Origin of the sequence: Paenibacillus sp. FSL L8-0641 (genome assembly GCF_038006265.1) — a bacterium.
Taxonomy (GTDB): Bacteria; Bacillota; Bacilli; order Paenibacillales; family Paenibacillaceae; genus Paenibacillus; species Paenibacillus polymyxa_D.
In genome coordinates, this window is record NZ_JBBOUW010000001.1 from 931,632 (window position 1) to 950,000 (window position 18,369).

Annotated in this window: 21 protein-coding genes (1 of these 21 cut by a window edge); 7 read left to right on the plus strand and 14 right to left on the minus strand. The window is 41.2% G+C overall.

Annotated elements, in window-relative coordinates; genetic code table 11:
• Positions 1-9: 9 nt before the first annotated feature.
• The 5 genes from MKY16_RS04115 to MKY16_RS04135 all read right to left on the minus strand — a co-directional run bounded on the left by MKY16_RS04115 (position 10) and on the right by MKY16_RS04135 (position 5,164).
• Positions 10-246 (minus strand): hypothetical protein, encoded by a 237-nt coding sequence (locus tag MKY16_RS04115; protein WP_340954221.1) that lies wholly within the window; start codon positions 244-246, stop codon positions 10-12.
• 29 nt (positions 247-275) lie between these two features.
• Positions 276-1,385 carry a GerAB/ArcD/ProY family transporter gene (locus MKY16_RS04120; RefSeq protein ID WP_340954224.1) on the minus strand — a complete coding sequence of 370 codons (1,110 nt, stop codon included), beginning with the start codon at positions 1,383-1,385 and terminating at the stop codon, positions 276-278.
• 5 nt (positions 1,386-1,390) lie between these two features.
• Positions 1,391-2,599, minus strand: a complete 1,209-nt coding sequence (locus MKY16_RS04125) for a Ger(x)C family spore germination protein (protein WP_340954227.1) — start codon at positions 2,597-2,599, stop codon at positions 1,391-1,393.
• Complete coding sequence (locus tag MKY16_RS04130; RefSeq protein WP_340954230.1) at positions 2,596-4,137, minus strand: spore germination protein; 1,542 nt, start codon at positions 4,135-4,137, stop codon at positions 2,596-2,598. Before MKY16_RS04130 ends, MKY16_RS04125 begins: the two co-directional genes overlap by 4 nt.
• A gap of 370 nt (positions 4,138-4,507) precedes the next feature.
• A complete protein-coding gene (locus tag MKY16_RS04135) occupies positions 4,508-5,164 on the minus strand; it encodes a DedA family protein (RefSeq protein WP_340954232.1) in 657 nt (218 codons plus the stop codon).
• A gap of 145 nt (positions 5,165-5,309) precedes the next feature.
• Here MKY16_RS04135 and guaA point away from each other — a divergent pair, with 145 nt between their 5' ends.
• Positions 5,310-6,848: a glutamine-hydrolyzing GMP synthase gene (gene guaA / locus MKY16_RS04140; RefSeq protein ID WP_013308777.1), complete on the plus strand. Its 1,539-nt coding sequence runs from the start codon at positions 5,310-5,312 to the stop codon at positions 6,846-6,848.
• Positions 6,849-6,933: 85 nt separating this feature from the next.
• On the opposite strand, the gene MKY16_RS04145 is transcribed toward guaA, so the two are convergent.
• The 8 genes from MKY16_RS04145 to MKY16_RS04180 all read right to left on the minus strand — a co-directional run bounded on the left by MKY16_RS04145 (position 6,934) and on the right by MKY16_RS04180 (position 12,263).
• Positions 6,934-7,596, minus strand: a complete 663-nt coding sequence (locus MKY16_RS04145; protein WP_340954234.1) for a metallophosphoesterase — start codon at positions 7,594-7,596, stop codon at positions 6,934-6,936.
• A gap of 15 nt (positions 7,597-7,611) precedes the next feature.
• A complete protein-coding gene (locus MKY16_RS04150) occupies positions 7,612-8,781 on the minus strand; it encodes a tyrosine-type recombinase/integrase (RefSeq protein ID WP_340954236.1) in 1,170 nt (389 codons plus the stop codon).
• On the minus strand, positions 8,774-8,986 hold the full coding sequence (locus MKY16_RS04155) for a DUF3173 domain-containing protein (protein WP_340954239.1): 213 nt from the start codon (positions 8,984-8,986) through the stop codon (positions 8,774-8,776). The genes MKY16_RS04150 and MKY16_RS04155 overlap by 8 nt, the downstream gene beginning before the upstream one ends.
• Positions 8,964-9,791 carry a rolling circle replication-associated protein gene (locus tag MKY16_RS04160; protein ID WP_340954242.1) on the minus strand — a complete coding sequence of 276 codons (828 nt, stop codon included), beginning with the start codon at positions 9,789-9,791 and terminating at the stop codon, positions 8,964-8,966. Before MKY16_RS04160 ends, MKY16_RS04155 begins: the two co-directional genes overlap by 23 nt.
• 168 nt (positions 9,792-9,959) lie before the next feature.
• Positions 9,960-11,123 (minus strand): FtsK/SpoIIIE domain-containing protein, encoded by a 1,164-nt coding sequence (locus tag MKY16_RS04165; protein WP_340954244.1) that lies wholly within the window; start codon positions 11,121-11,123, stop codon positions 9,960-9,962.
• A 170-nt stretch (positions 11,124-11,293) separates the two neighbouring features.
• Positions 11,294-11,638, minus strand: coding sequence for a hypothetical protein (locus MKY16_RS04170; protein ID WP_340954247.1), 345 nt, complete (start codon positions 11,636-11,638; stop codon positions 11,294-11,296).
• A 21-nt stretch (positions 11,639-11,659) separates the two neighbouring features.
• Positions 11,660-11,866, minus strand: coding sequence for a hypothetical protein (locus MKY16_RS04175; RefSeq protein WP_340954248.1), 207 nt, complete (start codon positions 11,864-11,866; stop codon positions 11,660-11,662).
• The gene (locus MKY16_RS04180; RefSeq protein WP_340954251.1) at positions 11,859-12,263 is read right to left on the minus strand and encodes a hypothetical protein; all 405 of its coding nucleotides are present in this window, start codon (positions 12,261-12,263) and stop codon (positions 11,859-11,861) included. Before MKY16_RS04180 ends, MKY16_RS04175 begins: the two co-directional genes overlap by 8 nt.
• 658 nt (positions 12,264-12,921) lie before the next feature.
• On the opposite strand from MKY16_RS04180, the gene MKY16_RS04185 reads away from it, so the two are divergent.
• Positions 12,922-13,539 (plus strand): peptidase E, encoded by a 618-nt coding sequence (locus MKY16_RS04185; RefSeq protein ID WP_340931322.1) that lies wholly within the window; start codon positions 12,922-12,924, stop codon positions 13,537-13,539.
• Between the two features lie 145 nt (positions 13,540-13,684).
• Here MKY16_RS04185 and MKY16_RS04190 read toward each other — a convergent pair whose 3' ends face one another.
• On the minus strand, positions 13,685-14,815 hold the full coding sequence (locus tag MKY16_RS04190) for a Gfo/Idh/MocA family protein (RefSeq protein ID WP_209949439.1): 1,131 nt from the start codon (positions 14,813-14,815) through the stop codon (positions 13,685-13,687).
• A gap of 130 nt (positions 14,816-14,945) precedes the next feature.
• Here MKY16_RS04190 and MKY16_RS04195 point away from each other — a divergent pair, with 130 nt between their 5' ends.
• From MKY16_RS04195 to MKY16_RS04215, 5 genes are all read left to right on the plus strand, one after another.
• Complete coding sequence (locus MKY16_RS04195; protein WP_340954256.1) at positions 14,946-15,791, plus strand: LysR family transcriptional regulator; 846 nt, start codon at positions 14,946-14,948, stop codon at positions 15,789-15,791.
• Positions 15,792-15,812: 21 nt separating this feature from the next.
• Positions 15,813-16,484 (plus strand): SGNH/GDSL hydrolase family protein, encoded by a 672-nt coding sequence (locus tag MKY16_RS04200; RefSeq protein ID WP_069011295.1) that lies wholly within the window; start codon positions 15,813-15,815, stop codon positions 16,482-16,484.
• Positions 16,485-16,637: 153 nt separating this feature from the next.
• Entirely contained in the window at positions 16,638-17,108 is a 471-nt protein-coding gene (locus MKY16_RS04205) for a MarR family winged helix-turn-helix transcriptional regulator (protein ID WP_039270704.1), read from the plus strand.
• A gap of 19 nt (positions 17,109-17,127) precedes the next feature.
• A complete protein-coding gene (locus MKY16_RS04210; RefSeq protein WP_029515744.1) occupies positions 17,128-18,066 on the plus strand; it encodes an NADP-dependent oxidoreductase in 939 nt (312 codons plus the stop codon).
• A 40-nt stretch (positions 18,067-18,106) separates the two neighbouring features.
• Positions 18,107-18,369: the 5' portion of a nuclear transport factor 2 family protein gene (locus MKY16_RS04215; RefSeq protein WP_220027006.1), read on the plus strand. Its footprint extends 127 nt past the window's final position; only the first 263 of its 390 coding nucleotides appear in the window; its start codon is at positions 18,107-18,109; its stop codon lies off the right edge, out of view.

An 18,369-nucleotide genomic window follows, 5' to 3' on the forward strand; every position in this document is an offset into this window, starting at 1 on the left:
GCCTCCCTTCTAAAAGCCAAATACATGTGAAATAAAAGCGTTAACAGGGTTATAGATGATCTCTATCAGTATCAGCGGACTTGGCGTAACCTCTAATTTGGCAGCAAGAATACTAAGCCATGTGCCTAATCCGAGCATAACGATGTACACGAACATATCCTTAAAGCGATGCTTTCGGTACAAGCCTGGAAAATCTTTGGCAGCAATGGCGAGAGCGAAACAGATAATGATAGTGGTAATTAACATGTTAAGGCTCCTTTCGTTAAGAGTGAGGGTCAACCAGGTCCCAGGCTATGATTGCCTTTCGATCTCAACTTGTACACGATAAGCAGCAGCAAAGGTAGGACAACGGAATCCGTCAAATCCCAATAAATCCAAGCGTGGACGATCGTATCCAGATAATAAGTAATGTTGGGTGCCGACACGATAATCAGACCAAACAGGATCATAAAGCTAGGGCCCAGAAAGGTCCGTACATTGTCTAATCGCAGTAGCTGAGTCATTCCTAAGGTAAAGGCATAGAAGTGTAAAATGGTTTTAACAAAGGTAGTGATAATCCAGGCTATGCTCATCATAGATTCAACTCTCTGCAAGAAATCTCCTATGTTGATTTTTTTAGATAGCGTATAAGAGGTATACACACTATGTTCGGTTACAAAAGGGCCTAGAACCATGAGAGAAACCAGGAGTAGTACGCTTAACAGAATGCTGGCAGCAAGTCCAGCTAGCAAAACCGATTTTTTTAGACCCGGTTTTTTGCTCACATAAGGAAAAATCATGAGTAAAAAAGCTAATTCTCCGAATGGATAGGATAGTGCAAATAGGCTTCCTTCCATAATCTTGGGAATACCTTGCTCGATCATAGGCTTAAGTTGCTGACTTTCACATTGGGGAAGCAAGCACAGAATTAAAAACAAAGTGAAAGCCAAGCATAATGGAAATAAGATTTGAGCCGTACGCGCAATAGGCTCCAATCCCATATACATTCCCCACATAAGCGCAAGAATTAAGAGTAAATTGATAACAGGCAGAGGCGTCATCACATAGGTCTGGCTGTTCATAAAATCCCCGACCTCTCTTAAATAAATCGCGGAATTCATTAATAAATGGAACAAATACCATAACGAGATGAGGGAGCCTAGCCATGGCCCCAAAATTCGCTGGCAGAGTTGAATAAAGGTGAGATCAGGATATAGCTGATGTACCCGCAGGAGTAGCAGTAATACAGCCAATCCTGCTGGGATACTTAGAAATGAGCTGATCCAGGCATCCTGCTTGGATATGCTTGTAATGAGGGAGGGATACACCAATACGCAGTCTCCGATAATACTCAAAAATACGAGTACGGCTATATTTCTGATGCCGATACGCCCTTTCTCCTCCACCCAGCTCACTCCTTCATTTGTTTTTGGAATGATTCAAACAAGGAACCAATTTTTTTAATCTTCGTTTGTGCCTTATATTCAATCTGTAAGTCCATAAATGGATTTTCCTTTTGTTCTTTTAGTCTTTTCCAAAGCTCAGGTTTGGACTGGTGGATCAGCTGACCAAAGCCGAAAATGTCTGTCTTAAACTCATGCCGAACGGTCTCTACGGAATGCTTCATAATTTCAACAATTTTTTCATTGCTTGCGGCTTCAATTTCTTTAATATCAGCTATACTGTCTAGCTTCATATGCTGGCAGTTGACTTCTCGTACTGTGCTGTTGTTGGTAACTGATACTGAGATAACAGGTTCTCCATCACGAATGATTACTTTTTTTTGAGTGTCGCTACTCAAGGTTAATAGGGCAATGTTACCCCCACCCTGACAATCGGTGTGTCCCGTTGTAGACTCCACTTTATCTCTGATGTAACTGAGCCCTTTACTGTCTTGGTCATTGATCCATCCCAGCAATCGGTCTTTTTTGAATACACCATTACCCGAAAACCGCAATATGGTTCCAGGCGATATGCTTTTGGTAGCATCCATACCTTTTTCATTGGACGACTCTATATCCCCCACAGCTTCTAAAGCGGGTAGAGTGGACTGGATGTCGGGATTAACCAGATTGCTAAGAAGTTGATCCATGGTTACTTTGGTGGCAGGAGCCCAGGTTTTGGTTAAGGTATCTAACGAAGCAAATAATTTATTTGCCGGCAACTTTTCCAATGGAGTGGGGATCTTTAACATCGTAGAAGCCTTGTTATTCTTGGCTATCGCAATATAAAAGTCACTTCTTGTAAAAGGCTCTCGCATCATGGCTTCAATCGCATCAGCAATTCCTTTTCTCGCATACTCCTCACCTAAAATCAGCATACGAATATGAGATAAATAAATGGAGCGCGGACTTGTATTTGTCATTTTTTCAATGGCCTCTTGAATCGTGGGCGCAGTGGCCTGATAAGTAACGACTGGAGAGCCTGCACTTGGTGAAGATTTGGAAGCTACAGCAGAAGGAATGACCACCTGAGCGGTTACCTGATACTGGTCTCCTTCCATATCCACCCCGATCCCAATAGCTATGCCCAACTCATTTAATTCTTGGCGATCCCAGCAACCACCTAACAGTAATGCAATCAGGCCCCAGACAAAGAACAAATGTATGGTCTGCTTCATGGTTGATCCCTTCTGGTTTTTGATTTATTGCCGATCCGTCTTTTTTTCGTTTTTTGGCGGATCGTATTTTGGATAGAGATGGATTGAGGACGTTTCTTCATATGAGGCCAGGGTAAGCGAAACAGCGTATCTTTCATATCGCTTTCCACATAGGGGCCAAACGGACTCATGTAAGATACTCCAAACGATCTCAGACTGGTCAAGTGCAGCAAAACTACGATTAACCCCATCAATATTCCAAGAAGTCCAAAGGCTGCGGCTAGCATCATTAAGGCAAAGCGTATAATACGAACCGCTATCGACAGGCCGTTTTCTGGAATAACATAGCTGGAGATGGCGGTGATTGACACGATAATGACCATAGCCGCCGAGACAACCCCCGCATCCACGGCTGCTTGCCCAATGACCAGTGTGCCTACAATAGATACAGCCTGTCCGACTGTCCTCGGAATTCGGACTCCTGCTTCACGCAAAATTTCATAAGTAATTTCCATGAGCATCGCCTCGACAAAGGCTGGAAACGGTACGCCTTCCCTTTGTGCAGCGAGACTGACCAATAAGTTTGTAGGAATCATCTCTTGATGAAAGGTAGTTACCGCGATATAAACTGCTGGTGCAAGCAAAGCGATAAAAAAGGAAAAGAAACGCAGCAAACGCAGCAATGTGCTGATATCAGCACGTTGGTAATAATCCTCTGCCGACTGGAAAAATTGCACGAATAGCGCAGGAATCAACAGAACAAAGGGTGTCCCGTCCACCAAGATAGCAATCCGCCCCTCCAACAGGCTGGCAGCGACCGAATCCGGGCGCTCGCTATTATAAATGGTGGGAAACGGAGTGAAGGATTCATCCTGAATTTCCTCTTCGATGTAACCCCCTTCCAAAATTCCGTCAATATCAATTCGGTCCAAACGTTCTCTCAGTTCCTGAATAACCCCTTCGTCAGCAATTCCTTTGATATACATCACGGACACATTGGTATGAGTGACTTGACCGATCTGTCTTGTTTCCATCCACAGGCGCGGATCGCGGATTCGCCTACGAATTAGAGCGGTATTGGTACGTAAATTTTCGGTAAAAGCCTCCATTGGACCCCGTACGACACTTTGGGATTGGGGTTCGCTAACACTGCGATCCTCCCAACCGACCGCATCAATCCATATGCCCTTTGCGTATCCGTCCAGCAAAATGATAATACCGCCAGATAGCATCTGGTTGAATAAGGCATCCATTTCGTCCACACTACCTGAGTTACCTGCAATTAATACTTGATCCTTTAAATAGTCGAACGGTTCCGCACCCTCCGGTACATGATGTTCGTTTACCCGCATTAATGAACGCAGAACGGAATCATGGAGCAATTGAGTGTTAATCAGACCATCGATATAAAACAAAGCTGCTGGCCATTTTTGCATCCATAATAGCTCTTTAATGATTACATCTCCGCTGTTTCCAAAGGAGTTTTCAATATGGTTTACATTATCCTTCAAGTTCGAGGACACATGAGTAAGTGGACAACTTTTATTCTGATTTGGCATACGTAAAATCCTCCGATATTGGAGTTTGTTGGCTTAGTATGCTCTGAATATATGAATTTATGCCTTGACGATTATAGAAACGAATACAGTTTGACATTCACGATTTGCTCCGGTGAAGGGAGGACTGGTATGTCTTTTGTTGCTGGGGATTTTACTTATGGATTAAGCGGTAGTTGGCTGGCGGGAAAGGGGACATTTGTCTGGATACATTAATAATGCGGGAGACCCCATTGTATTTACAGGGTCCATTGTTGGGCATGCTGACGGCGTGGAGCCAAGATATCATCGGACTGTCTATGTTTGGAGCAGGGGTGGTGATTGAAATGATGGAGCCGCGTATGTTGGGTTTGGTTGGAGGCGCGGGGTTTGACTACTTCATGTCATCCTTGTTGCTGGTTTTCACCGATTTTTCGGATTTGCGTAGCGAGCTAAACAGGAAGCTTCTCCACCGGTAAATCATATACAGCAGGATTATGAACCCAACGACTCCCGCAATTCGCAGCGCATACAGCTCTACCAAATGGAAAATGGCATCCCATTGGGGACCAAACAGCTTGCCGATGCTTAGAAAGAGGATGACCCAGAATAAAGCGCCGCTGTAAGCATACAAGACAAATTTACGGAAAGAAAGAGCAATAATCCCGGCAAAATAACCGGTAAAATGCCTGACACCGGGGATGAAATATCCAAGGAAAATAAGCCAGTATCCATATCGTTGGAACCATTTTTGTGTTTTCTGAAGCTTGTCCGGCGATAACAAAACCCATTTACCGTATTTCTGAATAAAGGGGAGTCCAGCCCATCTTCCAATAAAGTAGGTAATAGTCATACCGAGGGTTGTGCCCAGAAAAGCTAGTAGCACCAGTTTACCGAAATCCAAGGTACCGGCATAGGAGAGATATCCCGCATAAGCCATTGTGGTTTCCCCGGGAAATGGTAAAGCAATAAACTCAAGCAGCAAGCCGAAAAAAAGGACGCCGTAGCCGTATTCTTCGAACAATTGCGCGATCCACTTCAGCACATCCATCGTTTACACTCCTACGAACAGATTGAGTATTTTAGAATCAATTCATTTTAACAATCTTTTCATGCCCACTCAACTCCGCTTGATTTCTTGACGTCTTGTTTTATCGTTGCGTATAATGAAACGAACAATTGAGGGAGGCACGGTAATGAATAAGCCTAATGAAATCGTTGTAGTTCTTGATTTTGGAGGACAATACAACCAGTTAATCGCAAGAAGAATTCGGGATCTCGGCGTATATAGCGAGCTCCTTCCATACAATACGCCTGCGGAGAAGCTGAGAGAGCTGGCGCCAAAAGGGATTGTTTTCTCAGGTGGACCTTCCAGCGTATATACAGACAATGCTCCTCAGGTGGATCGGGCAATTTATGATCTTGGCATCCCTATCTTTGGTATTTGTTACGGCATGCAGCTGATGGCTCACCAATTGGATGGTAAGGTAGAACGTGCGGGCAAGCGTGAGTATGGTAAAGCAGACGTGCAATTCAATCAGGATGCCCGCTTGGCTAAAGGATTGGATTCTCGTCAAACCGTATGGATGAGCCATGGGGATCACGTTACAGATCTGCCAACCGGCTTTACACTGGATGCAGGAACAGAGAGTGCGCCGATTGCCGCGATGAGTAACCTGGAGCGGAATCTGTATGCGGTGCAATTCCATCCAGAGGTACGTCATTCCGTTCAAGGTAACGAGATGATCAGCAACTTCCTGTATGAAGTGTGCGGTTGTGAAGGCAACTGGACGATGGAATCGTTCATTGAAGATCAGATTCGTGAGATTCGTCAACAGGTAGGCGACAAGAAAGTATTGTGTGCCTTAAGCGGTGGCGTGGATTCTTCCGTTGTAGCGATGCTCATTCATAAAGCGATCGGTGACCAACTGACGTGTATGTTCATTGACCATGGATTGCTGCGCAAAGGTGAAGCCGAAAGTGTAATGGAGACGTTCGTTGGTAAATTTGATATGAAAGTTGTCAAAATTGACGCACGTGAGCGCTTCTTGTCCAAGCTGGCAGGAGTAGATGATCCAGAACAAAAACGTAAAATCATCGGTAACGAGTTTATCTATGTGTTCGAGGAAGAATCTTCTCAATTCGACGATTTTACTTTCCTGGCACAAGGTACGCTGTATACGGATATTGTAGAGAGCGGAACAGCAACGGCACAGACCATTAAATCCCATCATAATGTGGGTGGTTTGCCGGAGAACATGAAGTTCAAGCTGATCGAACCGTTGAATGCCCTGTTCAAGGACGAAGTGCGTAAAGTCGGCGAAGAATGTGGACTGCCAGCTGAGATTGTATGGCGTCAACCATTCCCAGGTCCGGGTCTTGCCATTCGTGTGCTGGGTGAAGTGACAGAGGACAAGCTAACGATTGTTCGTGAGTCGGATTACATTTTGCGCGAGGAGATTGCTAAAGCCGGTCTGGACCGGGAAATCTGGCAATACTTTACCGCTTTGCCGAATATGAAGAGTGTTGGCGTTATGGGGGATGCTCGTACGTATTCTTACACTGTAGGTATTCGTGCAGTAACCTCCATCGACGGTATGACCGCCGACTGGGCACGTATCCCTTGGGATGTGCTGGAGAAAATTTCGGTACGTATCGTAAACGAAGTGGATAACGTGAATCGTATCGTGTACGATATCACCTCCAAACCACCAGCAACGATTGAGTGGGAATAGACAGCAAGAGCGTGAGAGCCTATATTTAACGGGCTTTCACGCTCTGTTTTTATTTATGAGCAACCATTTTGCAACCAAACCAAGTTTATTCGCCTTGTTTTATTAAGTATTCTCGCCACACAAAGCTATCTTCATCTTGTTTTATTTTTTCAAACCCAGAGTAATTTCCTGAAGTTGTATCATATTTTAGAACAGGTATTGCTTTGCTAACACGAGTATCGCCGTCAATATAAAAATGGCTTTGCTTGTCCCAATAGACTTTGTGATAATCAACTTCACCTGCAATTTCAGAAGTTGATATGTGACCTGCAATAATATCTTTAAAAAATGCCCCTGTGGTATGAGGATATTTGCTACAGAAATAATAATCTTCAGAACCCCATTTCCAAAGTTCCTCTGCTTCTTCATCTATGCCTGCGTGAACGAATATTTGTTTGTCTGTTTCATAGTAAAAGGGTAAGTCTCTCAGCCATTTTATGAGAGTAATATCATTGAGCAAACTGGCTTTGGAATCAATCTCCTCCAGTAACATTAACTCATGATTTCCTGCTATAACAGTAATTTGAGCTGGATGTTTTTCTTGTAGTTCTTTGATGAAATATAGAATCTCTAAATTTTGTGAATGAATGTCTACATAGTCACCTACTAAAATTAATTGATTGGTTTTACTGAAATCGACTAGACTAAGTGTTTCTTTGAACAGATCTAGTTCCTCGTGTATATCACTCATAGCGTAGATATGCGCCATATAGTTTCCTCCGTATCATCGTTTAATAAATTGATTGGACGTCAAAGTTCGTTTTGCTTTTTCGCTTTTCTCAACGGTTATAAGATTACTGAGTTTGTCCGCCACTGCTCTATTGGTATTTGGATATAAATGCCCGTAAGTGCCCAGCGTTGTTTCAATATCCTCATGCCCTAATCGGTCTCTTACAACAAGCGCATTTTCTCCCAAAGAGATCAGTAGAGAAGCATGACTGTGCCTAAGTGCATGAGTTTTTATTTTATGAACTCCTGCAAGTTTGGCATGTTGTTCTATCGCATATTTTGTAGCATGTTTATTGGTGGGAAATCCATTGTAAGACAACACATATCTAGAAGGTACGTTTTTACTTTGAACCTCCTGCCATTCTTTTAAATAACGTATAGTATCATCATCCAGGGCTATGATTCTGTTTCCTGCTTGCGTCTTTGGTGCTGTAAGGTAAAATTCTTGGGTACTTTTATAATACATAGACTTGCTGACAGTCAGCGTTTTTTCGATGAAATTTATGTCGCTTTGCCATTCTAAAGCTTGTGCCTCACCAATGCGTAAGCCTGTCATGAACAAGAGCCATATGCTTATAAAGGCGTAGTGCTCATAGTAGTCCGTTGTATCAAAAGTTGCGATTACCTTTTCAAACTCTTCACGTGTCCAGAAGTCCACCTTTTGCTTGTTCTTTTTAACGTTGCCGACTTGTTTTGCGATATTCATTTGTAGTAATCCCAGTTTTACAGCCAAATCTAAACTCTTCTGAAATAAACCATATACATTACGAATATAGGCATTGGAGTAACGTTCAGAAAGCTTGTTTTGCCACTTTTTTAGCATCGGAGCATTTATATCTTTAAGCTTTCTTTTGAAGAAATAAGAAAAATGCAATCTCATCGAGGACATGCGATTATCAAAAGTTCTCTGGTTGACTGTTCTTTTGTAATCTGGCTCGAAATATGTTTCATAAAATTCTTGGTAACTCATTGTGCTGTTCGTTATTAGCGCCGATTTAGAATGATTGCTCATGTATTCGTCAAAAGCTTTCTTTGCTTCCTTTTGTGTTGTGTAACCACGCCCCCAATGTCTTAGACGCTTTCCATGCTCATCATAGCCAAGGTTGGCAACAAAGTACCATTTCCCACTTTTCTTATCTTGATAAATGTTTGATATTTTAGGCATTGTTGCGCACCTCATTGTTTTCAAAGACTAAACGAATGCCTAATATTTCTTCTATAGCTTCGACCGGCACACAACCAAGTCTCCTGTTAGAATAATATCCGTAGCCTTTGTTCACCATAAGTCGTTTTGCTTTTCGTATTATATCTGAACACTGGCTTGGACCAAACCCGAGTTGACCTAATTCAACTTTTGTTATCATCTGCATTTTGAACTCCTTTTCTAATCTTTGTGTACCTGACGGAGCCATACTTAAGCCCGACATCTGGATCATCTCCCAAATAGGGAAGTGTTCGAGTGTATTCTTTTGTGAACACCACATTCTCAGTTGAGAAGTCAAATAACTCCTGTCTTGTCATGCGCGTTGTTATTGGCTTAATCAGGTTTTGGGATTTGAAAAAGGATTTTTGCTTATGTTCTTTAATATCAATATCTTTTGAAAAATATTTACTAATATATCGTCCTCGGTTATCTTTGCTGTCTACATCTACTTTATTTAGTTTTACAAATCCATGTCCCCATATTTGTTTTAATTGATTAATTTTTATGAATGGAAGGCTAAAAAAGACGATGTGATAGTGTATTGCACCTCTTTTTTGTTTTTCCCAAATAGCTATGTATTTTAATTGTTGTTTTTTGACATGGTATATATGAAAATTTAATCTTTTTATAAATTTATTGAATTCGTAATTTGTATAGTTGATGTCCTGGACATTTTCCTTGAAAGTAAGTGTCATAAATTTGGTATTGTCATCAAAATTGCAATCTACAATACGAGCAATAAACCAACGCATTTCCTCATAATGCTTTTGCTTGCGTTTCAGAGCGTCATAATGTGTACTTGCAGACTTTTCAACTTTTGTTGTGCTATCGTCAGCTTGATCACATTTGATTGGCTCTTTGTCGCCAACATTGACAGTGTAAAAGACCGAGTTATCTATATATTCCCAAACCTCGATTGTTGTAGGTGTTTCAATGGTTTTGACATTGTAACTCCTAAACTGTTTTTTCAAGGTAGGTTGTCCTCGCAATCCATAACTATGAAAGAGAAAAATTCTCTAGATGTTGTTCTATATATCAAGTTAAGTTTCTACACGAGCCGAGGCTCGTGAAACCTCAATTTTCTATTTTTATCACTCCGTTCAGTTTGCTTCGCAACTGTAAAAATAGAAAATTGAGGTCTACATTTTTTCTGGTAGCGTATTGTTTTGATATTTTTTCAACTCCTCTACAAAATTAAATTCTTTATAGTCTAAGTATGGTGCTTCAAATGATTTAGGCTTAGACCATCCCAGACCATCTAAATATATATATCCGCTTCCCATCGTGTTTACAGACTGTAAGTCTTTTATATCCTCACCAAATACCATTCTATAGGCTTCACTACTCATGTTGCCCATTGCAAGCCGCACAGAGAGATTGTCACGCAATTCTGTAGGTATGTTGTTGGCATTTGGTTGTTGAGTGCTTAAAACGCAAAATACACCCATTTCACGCCCCTTCAAAATGACTTCAGTCAAGTTTGCCATAGTTTCAGCAAATATTTTTTTATCAGCACTTGCGCGAAATGCTCCTAACTCATCAAAAATAATAAATATAGGTTTTAAGTTGTAATCTACAAATGAATAGCCATATACAAAATTTTCAGCACTTTCTTTATAGTTGATGAATCTGTTTTCCATCGCTTCTTTAACAATTCTTGAAAGCTTCGCAATGTTGTTTGTATCGCTCGCCACATATTCAGTACCAAGAATGTTTTTGAGGCTCGCAAGGTCAGAACGTTTTGGATCACAGATATATATATCAGCATTCATCTTCTTCATTTCGATAATGAGGTAGTTTAAAAATGTTGTCTTGCCTGATCCCGTAACGCCTGCCAAAAGCAAGTGTGGCTGTTTCAGAATATTCCATTTTAAATTACTGCTTAGGGGTAACAGGGTTGTTATGTTGTATATGAGCTCTGTACCCTTGATAATAATTCGGTTATCTTTGTGGAGACTGAAAATATAATCACAATAGCTAATAGTATCAACTTTATTTTCAAGTGGTAAATCAAGTAGTGCGCAAAGGGAAGTATCAAATTCATTCATTTTATCGCTAAAAATATCACCTTGTTTAAATGCTCTGATCGTAATTTCTTCAGACGTGACTAGGTAGCCTAAGATAGCAGAATTATAAATTGTTTTTTCTTTTATTATCTTGTTGTTTTCGTATTTTTCTATTGTTTCGGTTTGGAAGAGGTTGTTTGATTTGAGGAAGAAAAGGAGTCTTTTTTCGATGATTTTATTTATTGTTTTTTGTTTTTTAATATAAAATTTCCACACTTTGAAAATTAGATACATCATAGGTACAAACCATAATATAGACAGGTTAGATTGAAAAAAATTGAGGGTAAGGGTACGAAGTTCCCCAAACCCCCAAATTATGCCGAGTGTAACAACGATACAGCAATATAATCTAAAGTTGATCGTTTTTTTGTCTAACAAAGATACTATCTTAAATTTTATAACCTTTCTCATTTTGCATTGTTAACGAATGAGACATTATCCGCTTTAGCTGTGACACTTACACCCTGAGTTTTTGAGAAGTAAGAGCCTACCTCTAAATTTGTAAATTGGATAGGTGTACCGATTGGGATTTCTTCCCCTTTTTCAATATCAATCAAAGGTGTCTTGTTTAGAACTTTTACGCCTAACTTCTCCATTTTGTGAGCAGGAAGAACAACGGAGTATCTATACCCTTCTAACTTTTCAGTTCTGGCACCGTCTTTAAACTCGTAACTTGGTGTAATATCTGCAAGAAGCATTGTTTCTCCAAGAGACTTCGGATCAATTCGTAGATCAGTTATTCTTAATGGCATTTTAACTCTCCCTTTGATTTTTTATTTGTTCAAGTATGAAACAGCGATTCGCCAAGCGTAATCATGATTCATTCGCGATAAATTCATTTGATAAAATTCCCTTACGATATGAATTAAGTCTGATGTGTTAGGAATTTTCTCAATTGATTTTTTTGAAGTAATGTCAACAAAATTTTTGTTTAAGTTCTTATGATTCATTACAATTTCTAAAATGTCATCATTATTCAAGGTCAGTTTCCTCCTTTAATACAAGGATGTTTTGCTCTTTTAAAATCGCAGCAAACAGAATCAGTTTTATTACAAAAGGTTTGAACATTTTTTTTGTTCCAAATACAATCATGAAGTCCCTTTGCAGTTCTTCTATGTCCTGTAAAATGGAAGCTTCAATATTTAAAGCCGTCTGTAAACTATCCAAAGATTCATCATTGTTTTCTGTAACGTTTGGAATTGTGATTGAGTTTGTTTTTATCCAGTCAATTTGTGTTAGCTCATGTTTGATGGATTTGAATGCCATCCCTATCAAGTATCCATTAGTGACTTTCGCATCAGGATCAGCAAATTTAATCTTTTTGTATTCTTGCATGGCTACTACAGCAGGTCTACTTAATCGCATTTGGATTCTCAAAAATATCACCCTCACTTTCTTTTAGTAATGTTTGAAGACTTGAGTTTACGGAAAACAAGTGTCTTACCTTTTCAATATAACAAAAGGTAAGACACTTGGCAACCCTTTTTATAAAAAGTCGTATTGTTAAATTGAATTTTGCAACCAAATTGCAACCAACCAGTATCTATTCAATGAAAATCAAGTAATCTCAAATCTTAATAAACTATTCAAATAGATCAAGAAGACGCTACGCAATTTAATGAATTTATTGAGTGGGAATAAACGCGGGAACTCCCGCCCTGTAACCACGAACCTTTTGAGATTTACCAATACAACATCAAGACTCCTCCGTATCGGCGAAATATCGCTATGCGGTTGGAGTCTTTTTTACGGGGGCAAGCAAGGACGGGATATGAAGTCATTTGTTGTTGCAAAACGGAATATGAAGTTGAAAAAAGGAGATATTATTCAATGGTAATGTATCTCCTTTTTTATATGGTTTTATTAGATTCAAGCTATAAATAGTTTAAATCAAGTATGAAATTAAACGTTCACCTCTTTTTCATGTCATGCTCTAATGGTGTCATGTTTTGATACTAATATATTTTATAATGTACCTAGATTAAAGTGTTACATATCTCGTTTCATTAAACGTTGTTCTAAGGAGAATAAAGAGATGAAAAAATTATTTCTATCGTCCTCATTTAAGGATGTTGCACCATGCTTAGTCCATTTCGCTGGTGAAAACTTAGAAGGAAAAAAAGTCACCTTCATCCCAACCGCGAGTATTCCAGAGAAAGTTAAGTTTTATGTGAATTCAGGGAAAAAAGCATTAGAGAATTTAGGATTAGTCGTGGATGAAATCGAAATCAGCACAGCACCATTGAATGAAATAGAGAGTAAAATTAGAGAAAATGACTATATTTATATTACCGGAGGCAACACATTTTATTTACTTCAAGAGTTAAAAAGAACCGGGGCTGACAAAATCATTGCTGATGAAGTTAATGCAGGGAAGTTATACATAGGTGAATCGGCAGGTTCGATGATTTTATCACCGAATATCGAATATGCCCGACTTATGGACAATGTGCAGGAAGCGCCTGCTTTGGATTCCTTTGTTGCGCTCGGGATCATTGAATTCTACCCAGTCCCCCACCATACGAACATCCCGTTTAAAAAAGCGGTGGAGAGCATCATTGAGGAATATGACAGCCAATTAAATTTATATCCAATCAGCAACGCGGAAGTTATTTTGGTTGAAGGTGATAGGATAAAAGTCGAGAATGCATGACTTCATTAAAAAAAGGTAATTTTTCTAGAGGAAGGTCCACTGCATTACCACCATCGAGTGGAGTAGGATTTTAACTGATTACAATATAAAGAACATTCAATTCCACATCATCGTGGTACTGAATGTTCTTTTTTATAATTCTACCTTACCATACAATCTTTTTCCCGGTTGCAGCCGATTCCTCGATGCGATCCAGTAGCTGATGCAGCTTTAAGGCATGGTTGAAATCAGGAGCGAGACGGGTGCCCGTCAAAATATCCTCGGCAAATACATGATGAGCCTTGGCTACATTCAGGGTTACCCCTTGTTTTGGAAAATCCAGTCCGTCATCAGGCTCAGCAGTTACACTTATTTGTTCAAACGCCCCATTAGGACCATGACTCTGCGTACTGCTTGGATCGTACGCAAGTTTTTCGAGCGTCAGATTCCCAAATTGAACATGCCCAAGCGAAGGATTCTGTGTCAATCGCAAAATACCCTTTTTCCCCTGAATCTCTATCTCAAACTTAGAATTCACTCCGCCCTGAATGTGAACGGATATCGGCGCCCCCTTGTCTAATAGTCCGTGAATCAGAATCTGATCGGCTGTATCCTTGGAAATGACTTCACCCGTTTCCTGAATAGTGGCTTCGTTATAGCGAGATGATGTGATGGCCGATAGCTCGCGGAATTCGCCAACGATGTATTGCAGCGCATCCAGAGAATGCCCGCCGTTAATCGTCAGCAGATTAGCGCCATTGGCTCTGTTCAGCAAATAAGCAGTGTCCTGATTTACTTGTCCACCTTTGCCGGAAGTAGCTACTTGCATATGACAGGATAGAATTTCACCAATCTCTCCGCTCTCCACCAATTTTTTCATCGTTTGCACTTCAAGATCCTGCCGTGCCTGCAAGCCGACGGTATGATGAATGCCTGCCAGTGCCGCCGCCTTGACCATTTCAGCAGCTTCCGCAGTGTTTGCCCCCAAGGGCCATTCACAAAAAATATGCTTTCTCTCTTGAATTGCCGCCATCACCGCCTCATAATGATGGGGAACTTTTACGCTCACCACGACCATGTCCACATCCTCGGAAGCTGCGAGCTTTTTGGCATCATCAAAAGCCAGTGCCGCCCCTACTTCTTCTGCACTTTGTCGTGCACTCTCCATACGGGAGGTACCGACGGCAGTGATATCCAGGTTTGAGTGCTTGAGCAACGCCGGAATATGCGTTTGACTAGCCCATTTATTATTCATCGAACCTCCTACGATACCTGCACGAATCTTCTTTATTACCATGTTGCCATACCTCCTAATTTTTAAATGAGGGTGGAAAGTAGCGTCCAAGGTCAATATAATACACTTAACTCATAAATAATAATGCTTGTTTATGATATAGGTATCATTTTATTTGATGGGAGGTGAAGGGATGGATATTGAAAATATGCAGGCATTTGTTTCGGTGGCGGAGCTGAGAAGCCTGACAGAAGCTGCCCAAAAGCTGAATCATCTGCAATCGAATATGACGGCTAAAATAAAGAAGCTGGAGGCCCATTACGGCACAGCGTTATTTTACCGAAAGCCCCGGGGTATGGAGCTGACACCTGCAGGAGAAATCTTATATGCTCAGTTCAAGCAAATGTTGTTGCTGTGGCAAGACACGGAGATGAAAATGAGACCGCAGGAGGAAAAGCTGCGCATCGGTACCATGCAGTCCATCGTGGCGGGCGAAACAACGAGGGCGCTCACGAAGGTATATGAGCTGTATCCGCAGGCTTCGGTTACATTAAAAACCGGAACCACCACGGGAATGGAACGATTGATTCTCGACGGCGAACTCGATATTGCTTTTGTTACAGGGTATCCCGCTAACCCGTATATTCATTATCAAAAATTATGCCGTGAAGAACTGGTACTGGTGGGGAAAGGCATACATGAAGGCTCGGATCTTAAACAGGTACTCCAAGGAGCGTCTATTATCATATTGTCGGATGGCTGCCTGTACCTCACGTATTTAGAGAAGATGTATCAGGACATGCAATTGACCCATGGCGAGGTTGTGGAGGTTGGTGTGTTTGAAACGATGGTACAATTTTCCTTGATGGGAATGGGAATCACCCTCATGTCCAAAAGGCTGGCGCGGCAATTCAAAGTAACATCCTATTTGCCCGCTCCCCCAATCTTTGGCTACATGGATACATATTTAATAACCCGGCCAAATCACGAAATGACAGCGATTGAACATAAATTTATCGAAATCAATAATACGATCTAATAGAGTAGGAGTGGAATTAGATTGACAAATAATCAGGGCAAGTACCAAGGTAGCCATGCCGTATTCCTGGGCGATAGTATTACGTTTGGATATGAATTACGTGATGGAGAAAAGCCATACCCCCACCTCGTGAGTGATGTATTAGGATTCCAAACTTTTGAGAATCATGGCATATCCGGCAGCAGTGTAGCCAGCGGTGGCTTTGAACCGATGTGTGAGCGTTATGAGAAAATGAACCCTCATGCGGACGTGATCTTTTTTATGGGGGGAAGAAACGATTTTTCGATGGGAGAAATATCGTTCGGTAGCTTGGATACGCCATCGACAGAAACGCGTACGTTTTATGGTGCGCTCAAGCATATTGCCGAAGGATTAATTAACCGTTACCCGGACAAGCTGATCGTCTTTTTGACCCCGCCTCACGGATCAAGTGATACCGTTCCTGAGCATCTGCCTAATGCTATCACAGGTCAAGTCTATAGCGCGTATGCACAGGCCGTGAGAGAAGTGGCCTCACTGTATTCTTTCCCGTGCTGCGATCTGTGGAATATCGCTGGAATTCAACCACTGTTGCCTGTGCATAAACAGATGTACTTTACAGGGGAAAATGGTATCCCTGACGGCCTGCACCCGAATCAGGCAGGCCACGAGCGGATGGCGGCTCGTATTATCGGATTTATGAATACACTGTAATGTATGGACTATTTCATCGTTTCATCGAATGACCTTAACTACAATTCAAGAATGCTCAGGCTATTTGTTTAGCTTGAGTATTCTTGAATTGTAGGATTTGTCTATATAGACTTGTCTCAGGACTTGTTTATTTTTAGTGAGGGTGTATAATACTTGATATATCAATTGATAGGTCAAGTATTAGGAGGATGGTTTGTCATCGAACATTGCTCTGAAAAAAGTCAGTTGTTTTATCGCATGCATCTTTTGTGTAAAGAAATGAATAACGCTTTTGAAGCACAGTTAAAAACCAGTTTTACCAAGGTTGAAATTTTGTATCATATTGACCATCGTCAGGAACTAAGCCAGCTAGAGCTCCAACATCTGCTCGTTCTGGATGGTGCAGCAGTGACTCGACATCTACGAAGGCTGGAAGAGGAAGGTCTGATTTTACGTAGTAAAAAAGAGCAGGATAAGCGTGTGACCTATATACGTTTGACCGAATTAGGGGTTCAAGAGCTGCAAGTTTTGTCAGAGCAAAGACAAGCCTTCCAGGAAAAGCTGCTATGTAAGTTTACAGATGAGGAAATTGTGGCTTTGACAGATGTACTACAGCGTATGTCCAACAATGTGAAGAATATATAAATGTGAGGAGGAAATGAATATGAAAGCCATCGTTATAGATCAGTATGGAAGCAAGGATGAATTGAAAGAAAGAGAAGTGCCTACTCCTACACCACTGGCTCATCAGGTTGTAGTCAAAGTGGCGGCTACCTCCATCAACCCAATTGACTGGAAGTTGCGTGAAGGTTACTTAAAACAAATGATGGATTGGGAGTTCCCGATTATTTTAGGCTGGGATGTAGCCGGCACTATTTCGGAAGTAGGCAGCGAGGTCACCGATTGGAAAGTGGGAGATGAAGTGTTTGCACGCCCGGACACCACACGGTTCGGTACTTATGCCGAGTATACCTTGGTGGATGATCACCTGTTGGCGCGTAAACCTGCCTCAATTTCTTGGGAGGAAGCCGCTTCTGTACCTTTGGCGGGGTTGACTGCTTGGCAGGCGCTTTTTACACATGGTCAACTGACTAAAGGGGAAAAAGTATTAATCCACGCAGGTGCAGGTGGCGTAGGTATGTTTGCTATTCAGTTTGCCAAACAAGCCGGAGCCTATGTCATTACTACAGCCAGTGAGCGTAATCATGAATTGCTTGCTTCATTGGGAGCCGACCAAATCATTGACTATCACACAACTCGTTTTGAGGAAGTTTTATCTGATGTGGACGTGGTGTTCGATACGATGGGCGGGGATGTTCAGAAGAATAGCTTTAAGGTAATGAAAAGGGGCACTGGACGGATCATATCCATTGTGAGCAATTTTGACGAAGAGCTGGTAAAGGAGTACAACGTAACGGCCAAAAATATATGGCTGGAGCCCAACGGACAGCAACTGCAGGAAATTGCCGACCTGTTGGAGCAAAAGAAAGTAAGATCGGTAGTGGGAGCGACGTTTCCTTTTTCGCAAAAAGGCTTATATGATGCACACGCTTTAAGCGAAACCCACCATGCTGTTGGAAAAATTGCAATAACCTTCTCATAAGGATGAATACACATATACAGCACGAATGGAATTGCGCACGATGAAGATTTTAGAAGATTATTTTCACTACTATGATTTAGCAAAAGATGACGAGAAGAGTAGAGAGCGATTAATTAGCCTTTTTTCTGAGAAGATTGAGTTTGTATTGAATGGTGATCGAAAACAAGGTATGAACAGTTGGAAAAGCTTCTTGAATATGTTCTTTGAGGGATCGCTCGAAATCAAGCATATGTATGAAGGTTGGAAACCTGTACCCAGAGAACCTGATACCTATCAAACCAAATGGGCAGTGTGTGGTAAAAA